Origin of the sequence: Inquilinus limosus, from assembly GCF_051487185.1 — a bacterium.
In the GTDB taxonomy this organism is placed as follows: domain Bacteria; phylum Pseudomonadota; class Alphaproteobacteria; order DSM-16000; family Inquilinaceae; genus Inquilinus; species Inquilinus limosus_F.
Genome location: NZ_JAHVDK010000023.1, coordinates 55,598 through 69,576, shown reverse-complemented (window position 1 = coordinate 69,576; position 13,979 = coordinate 55,598). Strand labels below are relative to the sequence as shown.

General features: G+C 70.4%; 15 protein-coding genes. 7 read left to right on the top strand and 8 right to left on the bottom strand.

The window, feature by feature from the left end; genetic code table 11:
* Window positions 1–22 precede the first annotated feature (22 nt).
* Both KXR53_RS24135 and KXR53_RS24130 read right to left on the bottom strand, forming a co-directional pair.
* Window positions 23–619: a uracil-DNA glycosylase family protein gene (locus tag KXR53_RS24135; protein WP_437377833.1), complete on the bottom strand. Its 597-nt coding sequence runs from the start codon at window positions 617–619 to the stop codon at window positions 23–25.
* On the bottom strand, window positions 616–1,353 hold the full coding sequence (locus tag KXR53_RS24130) for an NAD-dependent deacylase (protein WP_437377832.1): 738 nt from the start codon (window positions 1,351–1,353) through the stop codon (window positions 616–618). The genes KXR53_RS24135 and KXR53_RS24130 overlap by 4 nt, the downstream gene beginning before the upstream one ends.
* A 75-nt stretch (window positions 1,354–1,428) precedes the next feature.
* Between KXR53_RS24130 and KXR53_RS24125 the strand changes: the two genes are divergently transcribed.
* The 3 genes from KXR53_RS24125 to KXR53_RS24115 all read left to right on the top strand — a co-directional run bounded on the left by KXR53_RS24125 (window position 1,429) and on the right by KXR53_RS24115 (window position 4,333).
* Entirely contained in the window at window positions 1,429–2,253 is an 825-nt protein-coding gene (locus tag KXR53_RS24125; protein WP_437377831.1) for an EcsC family protein, read from the top strand.
* A 196-nt stretch (window positions 2,254–2,449) separates the two neighbouring features.
* Complete coding sequence (locus KXR53_RS24120; RefSeq protein WP_437377830.1) at window positions 2,450–3,481, top strand: isopenicillin N synthase family dioxygenase; 1,032 nt, start codon at window positions 2,450–2,452, stop codon at window positions 3,479–3,481.
* 33 nt (window positions 3,482–3,514) lie between these two features.
* Window positions 3,515–4,333 carry a MetQ/NlpA family ABC transporter substrate-binding protein gene (locus tag KXR53_RS24115; RefSeq protein ID WP_437377829.1) on the top strand — a complete coding sequence of 273 codons (819 nt, stop codon included), beginning with the start codon at window positions 3,515–3,517 and terminating at the stop codon, window positions 4,331–4,333.
* Between the two features lie 165 nt (window positions 4,334–4,498).
* Here the strand turns inward: KXR53_RS24115 and KXR53_RS24110 are convergent, their stop codons facing one another.
* Window positions 4,499–5,407, bottom strand: a complete 909-nt coding sequence (locus KXR53_RS24110; RefSeq protein WP_437377828.1) for a LysR family transcriptional regulator — start codon at window positions 5,405–5,407, stop codon at window positions 4,499–4,501.
* A 125-nt stretch (window positions 5,408–5,532) separates the two neighbouring features.
* Here KXR53_RS24110 and KXR53_RS24105 point away from each other — a divergent pair, with 125 nt between their 5' ends.
* Together KXR53_RS24105 and KXR53_RS24100 are read left to right on the top strand one after the other, a co-directional pair.
* The gene (locus KXR53_RS24105) at window positions 5,533–6,522 is read left to right on the top strand and encodes an aldo/keto reductase (RefSeq protein WP_437377827.1); all 990 of its coding nucleotides are present in this window, start codon (window positions 5,533–5,535) and stop codon (window positions 6,520–6,522) included.
* 23 nt (window positions 6,523–6,545) lie between these two features.
* Window positions 6,546–7,034, top strand: a complete 489-nt coding sequence (locus KXR53_RS24100) for a low molecular weight protein-tyrosine-phosphatase (RefSeq protein WP_437377826.1) — start codon at window positions 6,546–6,548, stop codon at window positions 7,032–7,034.
* A gap of 9 nt (window positions 7,035–7,043) precedes the next feature.
* Here KXR53_RS24100 and KXR53_RS24095 read toward each other — a convergent pair whose 3' ends face one another.
* Window positions 7,044–7,469: a VOC family protein gene (locus tag KXR53_RS24095; RefSeq protein WP_437377825.1), complete on the bottom strand. Its 426-nt coding sequence runs from the start codon at window positions 7,467–7,469 to the stop codon at window positions 7,044–7,046.
* A gap of 70 nt (window positions 7,470–7,539) precedes the next feature.
* On the opposite strand from KXR53_RS24095, the gene KXR53_RS24090 reads away from it, so the two are divergent.
* Window positions 7,540–8,175, top strand: coding sequence for a TetR/AcrR family transcriptional regulator (locus KXR53_RS24090; protein WP_437377824.1), 636 nt, complete (start codon window positions 7,540–7,542; stop codon window positions 8,173–8,175).
* Here the strand turns inward: KXR53_RS24090 and KXR53_RS24085 are convergent.
* Window positions 8,117–9,655: an MFS transporter gene (locus tag KXR53_RS24085; protein WP_437377823.1), complete on the bottom strand. Its 1,539-nt coding sequence runs from the start codon at window positions 9,653–9,655 to the stop codon at window positions 8,117–8,119. The two genes, KXR53_RS24090 and KXR53_RS24085, sit on opposite strands and share 59 nt — an antisense overlap.
* Before the next feature lie 193 nt (window positions 9,656–9,848).
* Here KXR53_RS24085 and KXR53_RS24080 point away from each other — a divergent pair, with 193 nt between their 5' ends.
* Window positions 9,849–10,721: a LysR family transcriptional regulator gene (locus tag KXR53_RS24080; protein WP_437377822.1), complete on the top strand. Its 873-nt coding sequence runs from the start codon at window positions 9,849–9,851 to the stop codon at window positions 10,719–10,721.
* Here the strand turns inward: KXR53_RS24080 and KXR53_RS24075 are convergent.
* The 3 genes from KXR53_RS24075 to KXR53_RS24065 all read right to left on the bottom strand — a co-directional run bounded on the left by KXR53_RS24075 (window position 10,718) and on the right by KXR53_RS24065 (window position 13,943).
* Entirely contained in the window at window positions 10,718–11,599 is an 882-nt protein-coding gene (locus KXR53_RS24075) for a carbohydrate ABC transporter permease (RefSeq protein ID WP_437377821.1), read from the bottom strand. The two genes, KXR53_RS24080 and KXR53_RS24075, sit on opposite strands and share 4 nt — an antisense overlap.
* On the bottom strand, window positions 11,596–12,486 hold the full coding sequence (locus tag KXR53_RS24070; protein ID WP_437377820.1) for a carbohydrate ABC transporter permease: 891 nt from the start codon (window positions 12,484–12,486) through the stop codon (window positions 11,596–11,598). The genes KXR53_RS24075 and KXR53_RS24070 overlap by 4 nt, the downstream gene beginning before the upstream one ends.
* A gap of 194 nt (window positions 12,487–12,680) precedes the next feature.
* Window positions 12,681–13,943 (bottom strand): ABC transporter substrate-binding protein, encoded by a 1,263-nt coding sequence (locus tag KXR53_RS24065; RefSeq protein ID WP_437377819.1) that lies wholly within the window; start codon window positions 13,941–13,943, stop codon window positions 12,681–12,683.
* Between the last annotated feature and the right edge of the window lie 36 nt (window positions 13,944–13,979).

Sequence of the window (13,979 nt, the reverse complement as noted above, 5' to 3'; positions counted from 1 at the left end):
TCCGAGAACGGCGAAAGGATCGTCACCGTTCCCCCGCCAGCGCGGCAGCGATCCTAACCCGCAGCGCCGGCAGAAGTTCTGCCTCGAACCAGGGATTGCGCTTCAGCCAGGCGGTGTTGCGCCAGCTCGGATGCGGCAGCGGCAAAAACTCGGGCAGGTACTCGCGCCAGGCCGCGACCGTTTCCGCCACGCTCCGCCGGCGATGGGGGCCGAGATAGAAGGCCTGGGCCAGCCCGCCGATCAGCAGGGTCAGCCGGACCTCGGGCATCAGCGGCCGCAGCCGCGGATGCCAGGTCTCGGCGCAGATCCGCGGCGGCGGATAGTCGCCGCCTTTCGGGTTGGTGCCGGGGAAGCACAGCCCCATCGACATCAGCGCCACCCGGCTCTCGTCGTAGAAGGCGTCGCGGTCGAGGCCGAGCCATTGCCGCAGCCGGTCGCCGCTGGCATCGGTCCAGGACAGGCCGGAGGCGTGCACCCGCGCGCCCGGCGCCTGGCCGACGACGAGGAGCCGGGCGGTCGTGGCCGCGCGCAGCACCGGGCGCGGCGCATGCGGCAGCCGGCCGGCGCAGATCCGGCAGGCGCGCGCCGCCGTCAGGGCCTCGGCCAGGGACTCGGTCATTGCTCCGTGAGTGCCCGATCGGACAGCAATGCTTCGACGAACTCGGGCACCAGCCGCGTCGCCGGGCCGTGGCGGCGGATCTCGAACAGGTCGGAGACCTGGCCCGGCTCCAGGTTCAGCTCGACCGTCAGGGCGCCGGCGTCCAGCGCCTGGTGGACGAAGGCGGCGGCCGGGTAGACGGTGCCGGAGGTGCCGATCGACACGAACAGCCGGCAGCCGGCCAGCGCCGCCTCGATCTCCGCCATCGCCAGCGGCATCTCGCCGAACCAGACCACGTCCGGCCGCATCCCGCCGGCTTGGCCGCAGGACGGGCAGGGGGTGTCGACCGACAGGTCGCCGGCCCAGGCACAGCCGTGATCGCAGGACAGGCAGCGGATACGGCCCAGCTCGCCATGCATGTGGATCAGGCGGCGGCTGCCGGCGCGCTCGTGCAGGTCGTCGACATTCTGGGTGACCAGCAGCACCGGGCCGGGCCAGTCGCGCTCCAGCCGCACCAGCGCCGCATGCGCCGCGTTGGGCCGGACCGCGGGGTCGGCGAGGGTGCGGCGGCGGGCGTTGTAGAAGCCGTGCACCAGCTCCGGATCGCGGGCGAAGGCCTCGGGCGTCGCCACATCCTCCAGCCGGTACCGCGTCCACACGCCGCCGGCGTCACGGAAGGTGTCGAGGCCGCTCTCCTTCGAGATGCCGGCCCCGGTCAGGATCACGATCGGATCGCCGGGTTCGATGCGTTTCATGTCCGGATCATGGCGACGGTGCCGTCCCGGCTCAACGGCCCTTGTCGCCGCGCCTCGGCCCCCAATCTGTTGCCTATGACCACCGCCGCCGCACTCCCCGCCCCGCTTCCCCTGCCGTCCGAGGCCATGGCCGAGCTGGCCGAGGCGAAGAGGGTGCTCGATCACGACTCGCTGGTGGCGCGCCTGTCGGCCATGGCCGGGACGCCGGTCGAGGCGCTGAAGCGCAACCTGCCCGCCGGGGTGCAGAAGGTGCTGGACGGCGCTGTCCGCCGCGCCATCGCCACGGCGCTGAAGGCGGCCCTGCGTAGCGGTCCCGGCCGCCGGGTGCCGCGGGAATCCGAATCATGGCTGCATCGCGGCCTGGCGGCGGCCAGCGGCGCCGCCGGCGGCGGCTTCGGCCTGCCCGGCACGCTGCTGGAGCTGCCGGTCTCCACCGCCCTGCTGCTGCGCCAGATCGCGGCCGAGGCGAAGGCGGCGGGGGAGGACCCGTCCGCCCCGGAGACCGCGATCGAATGCCTCAAGGTTTTCGCCCTGGGTCGGCCCGATCCGGCGGACGACGCGGTCGAGACCGGTTATCTGGCGACCCGGATCGCGCTGGCCCGGGTGGTGCCGAACGCGACCGCGTCGGTGATGCCCCGGCTGGTCTCGGCCGTCGCCGCCCGGTTCAGCGGCCCGGTGCTGCTGAAGCTGTCGGCCCAGGCGGCGCCGGTGCTGGGCGCCGCCGCCGGCGCCGCGGTCAACCTGGCCTTTCTCGAGCATTTCCGGCGCCTGGCGCGGGCCCATTTCACCGTTCGGCGGCTGGAACGCACCCATGGCGCCGCGGCGGTCCGTCTGGCCTATGAGAGCCTGCGGCCGGTACCGCCGCCCGACCTGATGACGCTGCCGCGGAGGCGCGAATAAACCACACCGTCATCGCGAGCCCCGCAGGGGCGTGGCGATCCAGCGGCACCGCCCTTGGATCGCCACGTCGCTTCGCTCTTTGCGATGACGATAAATAACAATATTATTTCGCTGTATATGAATTGATGGCGATTGTGTATGTAAATTATCGGATTGCGCGATGCTGCGCCGTTGATAGCGTTCGCCCGAGGCTGCCATGACCACCGCCACCCTCGCCCTTCCCCTGCTTGACCTGTCGCAGCTCGATGCCGGGCCGGCGGCGCGCCAGGCCTTCCTGGACCGGCTGCGCGCGGCCGCCCGCGACGTCGGCTTCTTCTATCTGAGCGGTCACGGCGTGCCGGAGTCGCTGGTCGGGCAAGTGAAGGCCGAGGCGCGCCGCTTCTTCGCCCTGCCGGAGGCCGACAAGCTGGCGATCGAGATGGTGAACTCGCCGCATTTTCGCGGCTACACCCGCGCCGCCTGGGAGCGAACGCGCGGCGAGCCGGACTGGCGCGAGCAGTTCGACATCGGGGCGGAGCGGCCGGCGATCCCGCAGGGGCCGGGCGTGCCGCCCTGGCTACGGCTGCAGGGGCCGAACCAGTGGCCGGCGGCGCAGCCGGAGCTGAAAACGGTGCTGCTGCGCTGGCAGGCGGAGCTGACCCGGGTGGCGATCCGCCTGCTGGAGGCCTTCGCCGCGGCGCTGGGCCAGCCCGAGGATGCGCTGGAGCCGATCTACGGCGACACGCCGAACCAGCACATCAAGATCATCCGCTATCCCGGCCGCGACGCCACCGGCAGCGACCAGGGCGTCGGCGCGCACAAGGATTCGGGGTTCCTGACCCTGCTGCTGCAGGACACGCAGCGCGGCCTGCAGGTCGAGGGCGAGGACGGGCGCTGGATCGACGCCGAGCCGGTGCCGGGCACCTTCGTCGTCAACATCGGCGAGCTGCTGGAGCTCGCGACCAACGGCTATCTGCGCGCCACGGTGCATCGGGTGATCACGCCGCCGGCCGGGGCCGACCGGCTGTCGGTCGCCTTTTTCCTCGGCGCCCGGCTCGACGCCACGGTGCCGCTGCTCGAGCTGCCGCCGGACTTGGCGGCGGAGGCGCGCGGGCCCGCCAGCGATCCGCAGAACCCGCTGTTCCACGATGTCGGCCCGAACTATCTGAAAGGCCGGCTGCGCTCCCACCCCGACGTGGCGCAGCGCCACTACGCCGATGTCCTGGCGGCGCAAGCCGCCTCCGCCTGAACACGCCGCGCCAACCGAACCCATAGGTCCATCATGATCCGTATCCTGGCCGCCCGCCTGGCGCGGGCGGCGATCGCTGCCGCCTTGCCTTTCACCCTGGCCGGCGCCGCCCTGGCGCAGGACGCGCCGCTGAAGGTCGCCGCCGATGCCGTGCCGCATGCCGAGATCCTGGCCTTCGTGCAGAGCCAGGCGCCCGACCTGAAGCTCGACATCGTCGAGCTCTCGACCGCGGTCAATCCGAACGAGCTGCTGGCGCATGGCGACGTCGATGCCAACTACTTTCAGCACCTGCCCTATCTGCGCTCGCAGGAGGAGGTGCTGGACGAGACCTTCGCCGTGGTCGCGACCGTGCATATCGAGCCGCTCGGCGTCTATTCGCGCAAGGCGAGGAGCTTCGCCGATGTGCCGGACGGCGCCACCGTGGCGGTGCCGAACAACGTCACCAATCTCAGCCGCGCGCTCTACCTGCTGCAGGACCAGAAGCTGATCCGGCTGAACGACGGCTTCGCCGAGCCCGACAAGCAGCTGGCGACGCCGAACGACATCGCCGAGAACCCGAAGCATCTGAAGGTGCTGGAGGTCGAGGCGGCGCTGCTGCCGCGGGCGCTCGACGACGTCGACCTGGCGGTGATCAACGGCAACTACGCGCTCGAGGCGGGGCTCAGCCCGGCCAGGGATGCGCTGGGGCTGGAGAAGGCCGAGGGCAACCCCTACGCCAACATCCTGGTGACCACGCCGAAGCTGGCGGACGATCCGCGGATCAAGCGGCTGGCGGCGCTCCTGACCTCGCGGGCGGTGGCGAAGTTCATCCGCGACCGCTACCAGGGCTCGGTCATTCCGGTGAACGACTGACGGAGATAGTGAGTGGGTGCACTGCAGCTCCCCACAACATCGTCATGGCGAGCCCCGAAGGGGCGTGGCCATCCAAGCGGCGCCACCCTCTGGATGGCCACGGCGCTGCGCGCCTCGCCATGACGGTTTGGGAATCGGCTTGAACCGTTCAGCCTCGTCGGCCCATCAGCGTCGGCTGGCGGCCAGGTTGTCGGCGCGGATGAAGTCGACGAAGGCGCGCAGCGTGGCCGGCATCTGGCGCTGGCGCGGATAGTACAGGAAGAAGCCCGGGAAGGGCGGCGACCAGTCCTGCAGCAGCGGGATCAGCCGGCCGTCGGCCAGCTCGGCCGTGATCATGCCCTCGAAGACGAAGGCCAGGCCGGCGCCGTCCAGCGCCGCCTGGATCAGCAGCCGCTGATCGTTGACTATCAGCGGCCCCTCGGGGCTGACGGTCAGCTCCCGGCCGTCCTTCTCGAACTCCCAGGCATAGACCACGCCGCTCGGGAATCGGTAACCGAGGCAGAGATGCTCGGTCAGGTCGCGCGGCGTGCGCGGCGGCGTCCGTCCGGCGAGGTAGGACGGGGCGGCGACCACGATCAGCCGCTGTTCGCCGCCGAAGCGCACCGCCACCATGTCGCGCTCCAGCTGCTCGCCCAGGCGGACGCCGGCGTCAAAGCCGCTGGCGACGATGTCGATCAGGGCGCTGGTGACCGACACCTCCAGCCGGATCTCGGGATAGCTAGCCAGGAACCGCGCCACCATCGGCGCCAGGATCAGCGCCGCCGCCGGGATCGAGGCCGTGAGCTTGAGTGATCCGGCCGGCCGATGGCGGAACTGGTCGATCTCCTCGACCGCGCCCTCGATGTCGCGGAAGGCCGGCTCCAGCCGCGCCAGCAGCCGGTCGCCGGCCTCGGTCGGGGTGACGCTGCGGGTGGTGCGGTTCAAGAGGCGCACGCCCAGACGCTCCTCCAGCCCGCGGATCGCATGGCTGAGGGCGGAAGCCGACAGGCCCAGCTCGATCGCCGCCTTGCGGAAGCTTCGGTGCCGCGCCACCGCGGCGAAGGCGGCCAGGTCGGGAAGGTCGGGGCGGCGCATTGCTGAATCTCGCTCATCAGCTCGTGTCCATATCTACGGGTTATCGCATGATCGTCCAGCCCCCATTCTCCGGGCGTGCCGCGCCGGTCCCCTCGACCGGGCGGCAACGAGCAAGGAGAGAGACCATGGACAGACGCTCCCTCGGCCAGGACGGCACCACCGTCTCCGCCATCGGCCTCGGCTGCATGGGCATGTCCGAATTCTACGGATCGCGCGACGACGCCCAGTCGCTCGACACCCTCGCCGCGGCGCTGGAGCACGGCATCGACTTCCTCGACACCGCCGACATGTACGGGGCGGGGCACAATGAGGAGCTGATCGGCCGCTTCCTGAAGAACCGCCGCGACCAGGTGGTGCTCGCCACCAAGTTCGGCATCGTGCGTGAGCCCGGGCGCTACGAGCGGCGGGTCGACAACTCCCCGGCCTATGTCCGCGCCGCCTGCGACGCCTCGCTGCAGCGCCTCGGCACCGACGTCGTCGACCTCTACTACATGCACCGCCGCAACCCGGAGGTGCCGATCGAGGACACGGTCGGCGCCATGGCCGATCTGGTGCAGGCCGGCAAGGTGCGGCAGATCGGCCTGTCCGAGGTCTCGGTCGAGACGCTGCGCCGGGCCCATGCGGTGCATCCGATCGCGGCGGTGCAGAGCGAGTACTCGCTGTGGACCCGCGACCCGGAGGAGAACGGCATGCTCCAGGCCTGCCGCGAGCTGGGCACCACCTTCGTCGCCTATTCGCCGCTCGGCCGCGCCTTCCTGGCCGGGGCGGTGACCGACACCTCGTCGCTGGCGCCGGACGACTTCCGCCGCGTCAACCCTCGTTTCGCCGAGGAGGCGCTGGCGCAGAACCGGCGCCTGGCCGAAGCGCTGGCGGATTTCGCCTCCGGCCTCGGGGCCAAGCCGGCCCAGGTGGCGCTCGCCTGGCTGCTCGGCAAGCACGAGCACGTCGTGCCGATCCCGGGCACCAAGCGCCGTGCCTATCTGGCCGAGAACGCCGCGGCCGCGGCAATCCGGCTGAGCCCGGATCAGGTCGCCGTGCTCGACGCCCTGTTCGCGCCCGGCGCCGTGGCCGGCGCCCGCTACACCGAAGAGGGCATGAAGGGCGTCGGGCTGTAACGATCGGACGCGTTGCCGCCTGGATGCGCTCCGGTTATCCAGGCGGCATGCGCCTCCTGTTCGTCTGTACCGGCAACATCTGTCGCTCGCCGACCGCCGAGGCGGTGATGCGGGCGAAACTCGCGGCCGCCGGGCTGGACCATGCGGTCGACAGCGCCGGCACCCATGGCTTCCATGCCGGCGAGCCGCCGCACCCGCCGGCGATCCGGGCGGCGGCGGAGCGCGGCTACGACCTGCGCCCGCTGCGCGCCCGCAAGCTGGAACGGGCGGATTTCCGCCGTTTCGACCTGCTTCTGGCAATGGACCACACGCATCTCGGCCGGATGCGCCGGCTCGCCATCGCCGGCCCGGGCCGAATCGGTCTGTTCCTCGACCACACGCCGGGGCTGGAAGGGGGGGACGTGCCCGACCCCTATTACGGCGGCAGCGCCGATTTCGAGCATGTGCTGGACCTGATCGAGGCCGGCTGCGACGGGCTGGTGGCGGCGCTGCGCGAGGGACGGCTGGGCTAGGCGGGCCGTTCAGCCCGGCGTGCTGCCTGGGGCGTATTGCGCCGCGTATTCGGGCGCCGGTGGGATGGGCTTGATCACGTCGATCAGCACGCCGTTGGGGTCCTGCGTGATGAAGTGCCGCTGGCCGAAATCCTCGTCACGGAGGTCCAGCAGGATCGGCAGCCCGGCCGCCTTCAGCCGCGTGTATTCCGCATCGACATCCTCCACCTCGAAATTCAGCAGCAGCCCCGAAACGCGGCCGCGGCCGGCCGCGGGGATGGTGCCGTGGCTGCCGTCGAGGATGGCGAGGTTGACCTGCGCATCCTCGGCCGACTGCAGATGGACGTACCACTCGGCTTCGAACAGCGGCCGGAACCCGAAGTGCCGGACATAGAAGGCGGCGGTCGCGGCGACCTGCGGCGTCATGATCACGGGGTAGTAGCTCGTGGTCCTCATGGACTTTTCCTCCCGGGCAGATAAACATGCAGAGTGCATGTTTTTTTGAGATAACATACAGGCTGCATGTATGCAAGAACGGGAGCGCAGAACCAATCGGGAGCGGTCGGACCGGACGCAGGCCGCGCTGATCGCGGCCGCGCGCCGGCTGTTCGTCGAGCGCGGCTACGCCGAGACGGGGACGCCGGAGCTGGTGGCCGCCGCTGGTGTCACGCGCGGGGCGCTGTATCACCATTTCGCCGACAAGCAGGCCCTGTTCCTCGCCGTGATCGAGGCGGAGGCCGCGGCGGTGGCCGGGGAGATCGAGCGGGCCGCCCCGGCCGACCTGCCGCCGGCCGAGGCGCTGGCCCGGGGCGGCGACGCCTTCCTCCGGGCCATGGCGGTGCCGGGCCGGACCCGGCTTCTGCTGATCGAGGCGCCGGCGGTGCTGGGGCGCGAGACGCTGGACCGGATCGACGCCCGGCACGGCGGCCGGACGCTGCGCGAAGGGTTGGCGGCGGCGATGGCGGCCGGGGTGCTGCGCCCGCTGCCGCTGGAGGCCGCGGCGCAGCTCCTGGGCGCCGCCTATGACCGGGCGGCACTCGCCATCGCCAGCGGGGCCGACCCGGCGGAGTGGCAGACGGTGCTGGCGGCGCTGATCGACGGGCTCACGCCTCCGCGGTCTGCGCCCGGCACGACCGGGCGGGGCCGAAGATCGCGAAGCTGAGCGCGGCCAGGATCCAGGCACCGACGCCGCCATAGAGCATCACCCAGCCGAAGCCCTCGACCAGGGCCGCGTGCACGGCGGCTCCCGACGGGTCCAGCGCGGCCAGCGCCGGATAGGCCTGCGGCAGCGAGGCGAGGTTGCCGGCGGCGACCGCCGCGGCCAATACCTGCAGCTGCGACCCGTCGAAGACCTCGGCAAAGGCGCCGGGCAGGGACCAGCGGATCCCTTCCACCAGGATCAGCCCCATCACCGCGATGTTGATGGCCAGCGTGATCAGCCGGGCGCTGATGTCGATGCCGGACGCCATGCCCGCCCGGTTGCTCGGGACCGCGCCGGTGGTGGTGTTGGTGACCGGCGTGTTGGTCAGGCCGAGCCCGACCCCGGCCAGGAGGGCGCCGGGCAGCACGGTCAGCCAGCCGGCCTGGTCGAGGCCGGCACCGAGCCGCATCAAGAGGAAACCCGTCCCCATCACGGCCATGCCGAGCGGGATGACGAAGCGCGGGCCGCGGTGCTGCAGCAAGCGGTCGGCCACCAGTGGCATCACCAGGAACGGGATGGTGTAGGCCAGCAGCAGGAACCCGACGGTCCGGCTGTCGAGGCCGAGACCGCCCTGGAAGTAGATCGGCAGGTAGATCATGAACGGCCAGTAGCAGCAGTTCATGCCGATGCAGCCGATGATCGCCCCGCTGAACCGGCGGATCCGGAACACCGAGAAGTCGAACATCGGATGCGGGTTAATCCGCTCCGACACCAGGAAGGCGGCGAAGCTGGCGACGGTCAGGACGGCGAGCCCGATCGCAGCGATGGGGCCGAGCTCCGCCCCCTGGGTGATCAGATAGGCCAGGCCGAACACCGCCAGCGTCAAGGTCACGATGCCGGCGACGTCCAGCCGCTGGGCGTGCGGGTCGCGCGATTCGCGGATGCCGATCGCGGCCGGAATCAGGGCCAGGACGGTCAGCGGGACGTGGATCAGGAACACCCAGTGCCAGCTGGACCAAGAGACAATCAGGCCGCCGATGATCGGGCCGAAGCCCAGGCCGATGCCGCTGATCACGCCCCAGGCGGAGAAGGCCCGGCCGCGCTCCCGCTCATCCTGAAATTGGTGCGAGATGATCGCGACCACGCAGGTGAACATGGCGCCGCCGGCGAGGCCCTGGAGGAACCGGGCGGCAATCAGCACCGACGCGCTCTCGGCCAGGCCGCACATCAGCGAGGTGGCGCCGAAGGCGACCGTGGTCACGACGAAGACGCGCTTGCGGCCGTAGCGGTCGGCCAGAGTCCCGGTCGCCATCAGCACCGTGGTGCAGGCGATGGTGTAGGCGTTCATGATCCATTGCAGGCCCCGGAAATCGGCCGGCAGCGCCGTTTCCAGCGTCGGCAGGATCACCGGCACGCTGGAGATCTCGAGGCCGAACATCAGCGAGGCCAGGCAGACGCCGACCAGGGCGGCCATGTTCCGAGCGGAGGGTGAAAAAGCCATGATCCTTCTCTCGAGGCGACAGGCCGCGCCCTCGCGCAGCGGGTTGCGCGAGCCGATGCCGTTGCGGGGCGCGGCGAGGATGTCGGTGAAGGCCGCTCGAGCGGGCCGGGACCGTCACTCTGTCCAATCCTCGCTCATGATGGAAATGAATTAATTTTGTGGCGTCCATTTTCCGCCATCATATATTTGAGCCATGGATTTCGACCCTGCCCTGCTGCGCGCCTTCGTCGCCGTCCACGATGCCGGCGGGTTCACCCGCGCGGCCCAGCGGCTGCACCTGACCCAGTCCGCGGTCAGCCATCAGATCCGGCGGCTGGAGGAGCAGGTGGGCCGGCCGCTCCTGCACCGGACCACCCGCAAGCTGCTGTTGACCGAGGACGGCGAGGAGTTCCTGCGCCATGCAGAGCAGATCCTGCAGGCGCAGGACGCGCTGACCCGGCGCTTCCAGCCCTCCTCTGTCTCCGGCGTCGTCCGCTTCGGGGTGCCGGAGAACTTCATGGGCGACCGGCTGCCGCTGCTGCTGCGCCGCTTCGCCCGCGGCTTCCCGGCGGTGCGGCTGGAAGTGGCGGTCAGCGTCTGCCTCGACCTGCGCGCCAAGGTCGAGGCGGGCGAGCTCGATCTCGCCGTGGTGATGTCCCGGCCGGGCGAAACCGGCGGCACGGTGCTGCGGCGGACGCAGTTCGTCTGGGCCGCGGCCGAGACCTTCGAGTGGCCGCTCGGCGCCTCGCTGCCGCTCGCGCTCGCGCCGCCGCCCTGCCCCTGTCGCGCCATCGCGGTCGACGCCCTGGCTGGGTCCGAGGTCGAATGGCATGTCGGCTTCACCTCGGGGAACCAGCACGGCCTGCGCGCGGCGGTGCTGGCGGGGCTGGCCGCCTCGATCGTCGCCCGCGACGAGCTCGAGCCGGGGATGAAGATCCTCGACGGCCGCCACGGCCTGCCGCCGCTGCCGGAGGTGGAATTCACCCTGATCTGGCGGCCCGGCAATGCGGCACCCTGCGCCCGCGAGCTCGGCCGGCTAATCGTGGAGGCGGCGGAAGGCGCGCCCGCGCTCGCCAGGGCGGTCTAACCCTTGATCGCGCCCGCGGTCAGCCCGGCGACGATCTTGCGCTGGAATACGAGCACGAGCGCGATCAGCGGCAGCGTGACCACCACCGACGCCGCCATGATCGGGCCGAACGGGTATTCGTAGCGGCTGCCGCCGGCGATGGTGGCGATCGCCACCGGCACGGTGCGGTTCTGGTCCGACAGGATGAAGGTCAGGGCGAACAGGAACTCGTTCCAGGCCTGGATGAAGGCGAGCAGGCCGGTCGAGGCCAGGGCCGGGCCCATCAGCGGCAGCAGCACGCTGACCAGCACCCGGCCGCGGCCGGCGCCGTCCATCAGCGCCGCCTCCTCCAGCTCGCGCGGGATGTCCTGGATGAAGCCGGTCAGCACCCAGACGGTGAAGGGCAGGGTGAAGATCAGATAGGCGAAGGTCAGCGACCCCAGCCGGTTGTACAGGCCGAGCCAGCGCACCAGCTCGAACATCCCGGACAGCACCACGATCTGCGGGAAGATCGAGATCATCAGGATCACCAGCAGCACCGTCCGCCGCAGCGGGAAGTCCAGCCGCCCCAGCGCATAGGCGGCGCCGATGGCGAGCAAAAGCGAAATCCCGGTGGCTGATCCCGCGACGATCAGGGAGTTGACGATCGAGCGCAGGAACACCGGGTCCTGCAGCATCTGCCGGTAGTAGACCAGCTCGAAGGCGGGCAGCAGCGTCGCCTGGAACAGCGACACCCCGGTCTTCAGCGAGGAGACGATCGCCCAGTAGTAGGGGAACAGGGTGTAGAGCAGCACCAACGCCACGGCGACGCCAAGGCCGATCGAGCGCAGCAGCCGGCGCCGGCGGTGCCGGGCGGCGGTGCGGGCCAAAGCGAGGTCGGGGGCGGCCGCAATGGTCATCGGACGGTCGCCCGGTCCAGCCGGATCGCGCCGATGATGACGATGGCGATCAGGGCGATCAGCAGGAACACCCAGGTCGAGGCGGCGGAGCCGTAACCCAGCTCCTGGAAGCTGACCAGCTGGTTGCGGGCGTAGATCGTCATGGTCATGGTCGGCTCGCCATTGCCGCCGAGGACGTAGCTGAGGTCGAACATCCTGAGGGCATCGAGGGTGCGGAACAGCACGGCGACGCCGATCGGCACCCGCAGCATCGGCAGGGTGATCGAGACCAGGCGCTTCCACCAGGACACGCCGTCGACCCGCGCCGCCTCATGGATCTCGGACGGGATCAGCTGCAGTCCGGCCAGGATCAGCAGCACCATGAACGGCGTGGTGATCCAGACATCGACGAAGATGACGACGCCCAGCGCCAGCGACGGATCGGCGGTCCAGGCCACGCCCTTGTCGATCAGGTGTAGGTCGATCAGGAGGCGGTTGATGATGCCGAACTGGTCGTGCAGCAGCCATTCCCAGATCTTGGCCGAAACCACGACCGGGATCGACCAGGGCACCAGGATGGCGGCGCGCAGCACGCCGCGCCCGGGGATCGCCTCGTTCAGCAGCAGGGCGATGGCGAGGCCCAGCAGCGTCTCCAGCGCCACCGAGACCACGGTGAAGACCAGCGTGTTCTCCACCGCCCGCCACCATTGCGGGTCCCGGGCGACCTCGACGAAGTTGTCGAGCCAAACGAAGCCGTAATTGGTCGGGTTGTCGAGGAAGGCGTCGGTGGTGGAGAAGAACAGCGTGCGCAGCAGCGGCCACAGCGCCACCAGCACCAGCGCCGCCAGGGTCGGCGCCAGGAACAGCCACCCCGCCCGCCGATGCGACCGCGCCACCCGGCCCATCATGGCGCTGGCTTCCTTGGGCCGGCGCAGACCCCCTCACCCTCCCGCCGCCTTCGGCGTCGGGCCCCTCCCTCTCCCCGAGGAGAGGGAAAGGACGCCGCGGCGAGCGGTCGGGTCACCCCTCCTTGGGGAGAGGTCGAAATCGCATCAGCGATTTCGGGTGAGGGGGCCGGCACCGGCCTATCCCCGGCGAGCCATCACCACTTCGCCCGCTGCCGCAGCCGCTCCAGTTCCTTGGCCAGACCGGCGACCGCGGCGTCGGGCTTCTCGTCGCCGGTCAGCACCGCATGCACCGATTTGGAGAAGGCCTGCGACACCCGGTTGTAGCTGGCGCCGGTGACGGCGGAGGGCCGGGCGATGCTGTCGGCGAAGGCGGCCTGGGCGTCCTTCAGGAAGGGCAGCTTCTTCAGCACCTCCGGGTCCTCGTACAGCGCGACCACGGTCGGGTTGTAGGCGCCCTGGATCGCCCGGCGCTTCTGGTCGGCGGCCCCGGTCATGTAGCGGATCAGGTCGACCGCCGCCTCCCTGTTCTCGGAGTATTTCGACACGCCGAGATAGGCGGGGCCCAGGCAGCCGCTCGACTTCTCGCCCGCGGCGCCGACCGGCAGGGCTGAGACCCCGACCTTGCCGACCAGCGCGCCGCCCTCGGCCTGCGAGGTGCCCCAGACATAGGGCCAGTTGCGCAGGAACACGGCCTTGCCGCTCTCGAACACGGCGCGGGAGCCTTCCTCGTCGTAGTTCAGCACGCCCTGCGGGCTGATCGTGTCGATCCAGCCGCGGGCCAGGGTCAGCGCCTCGGCCGCCTTCGGGTTGTCGATGGTGACGTCGCCCTTGGCGTCGATGATGGTGCCGCCGCCATGGCTGGCGACCCATTCGATAGCGTCGCAGGTCAGCCCCTCATAGGACTTGCCCTGCCAGACGAAACCCCAGAGGTCGGCATTGCCGGCCTTGCGTTCGGCTTCCTGCACCGCCTTGGCGGTCTCGGTCAGCTCGGCCCAGGTCTTCGGCACCGGCTTGCCGTGCTTCTCCAGCAGGTCCTTGCGGTAGAAGATCAGCCCGGTGTCCATGTACCAGGGCAGGGCCAGCAGATGGCCGTCGATCGTCGCCGCGTCGATCGTGCTCGGGAAATGCGCCGCCACCTCCTCCTTCGGCACCATCGGGCCGAGGTCGAGCAGATGGTTCTTCAGCATGCCCATCCAGATCACGTCGATCACCAGCACGTCGATGTCGGTCGACTGCGCCGCCAGCATCTGCTGGTAGAGGGGCACGGCGTCGTCCCAGACCGCCGGCATCTTGTTGATGGTGACGGCGTTGCCGGTCTGCTTCGCCCAGGCTTCGGCGGCGCTGCTGCACAAATCGTAGTCGGTGGCGCCGCAGAACAGCTTCACGGTCGCGGCCTCGGCCCCGTTCGCGGCGAAGGCGGCCAGCGCTGCGGCCAACGATAAGGTTGCGATCTTCACGGTTCCCTCCGTTCAAGCCCCTGTCTGAACCATCTT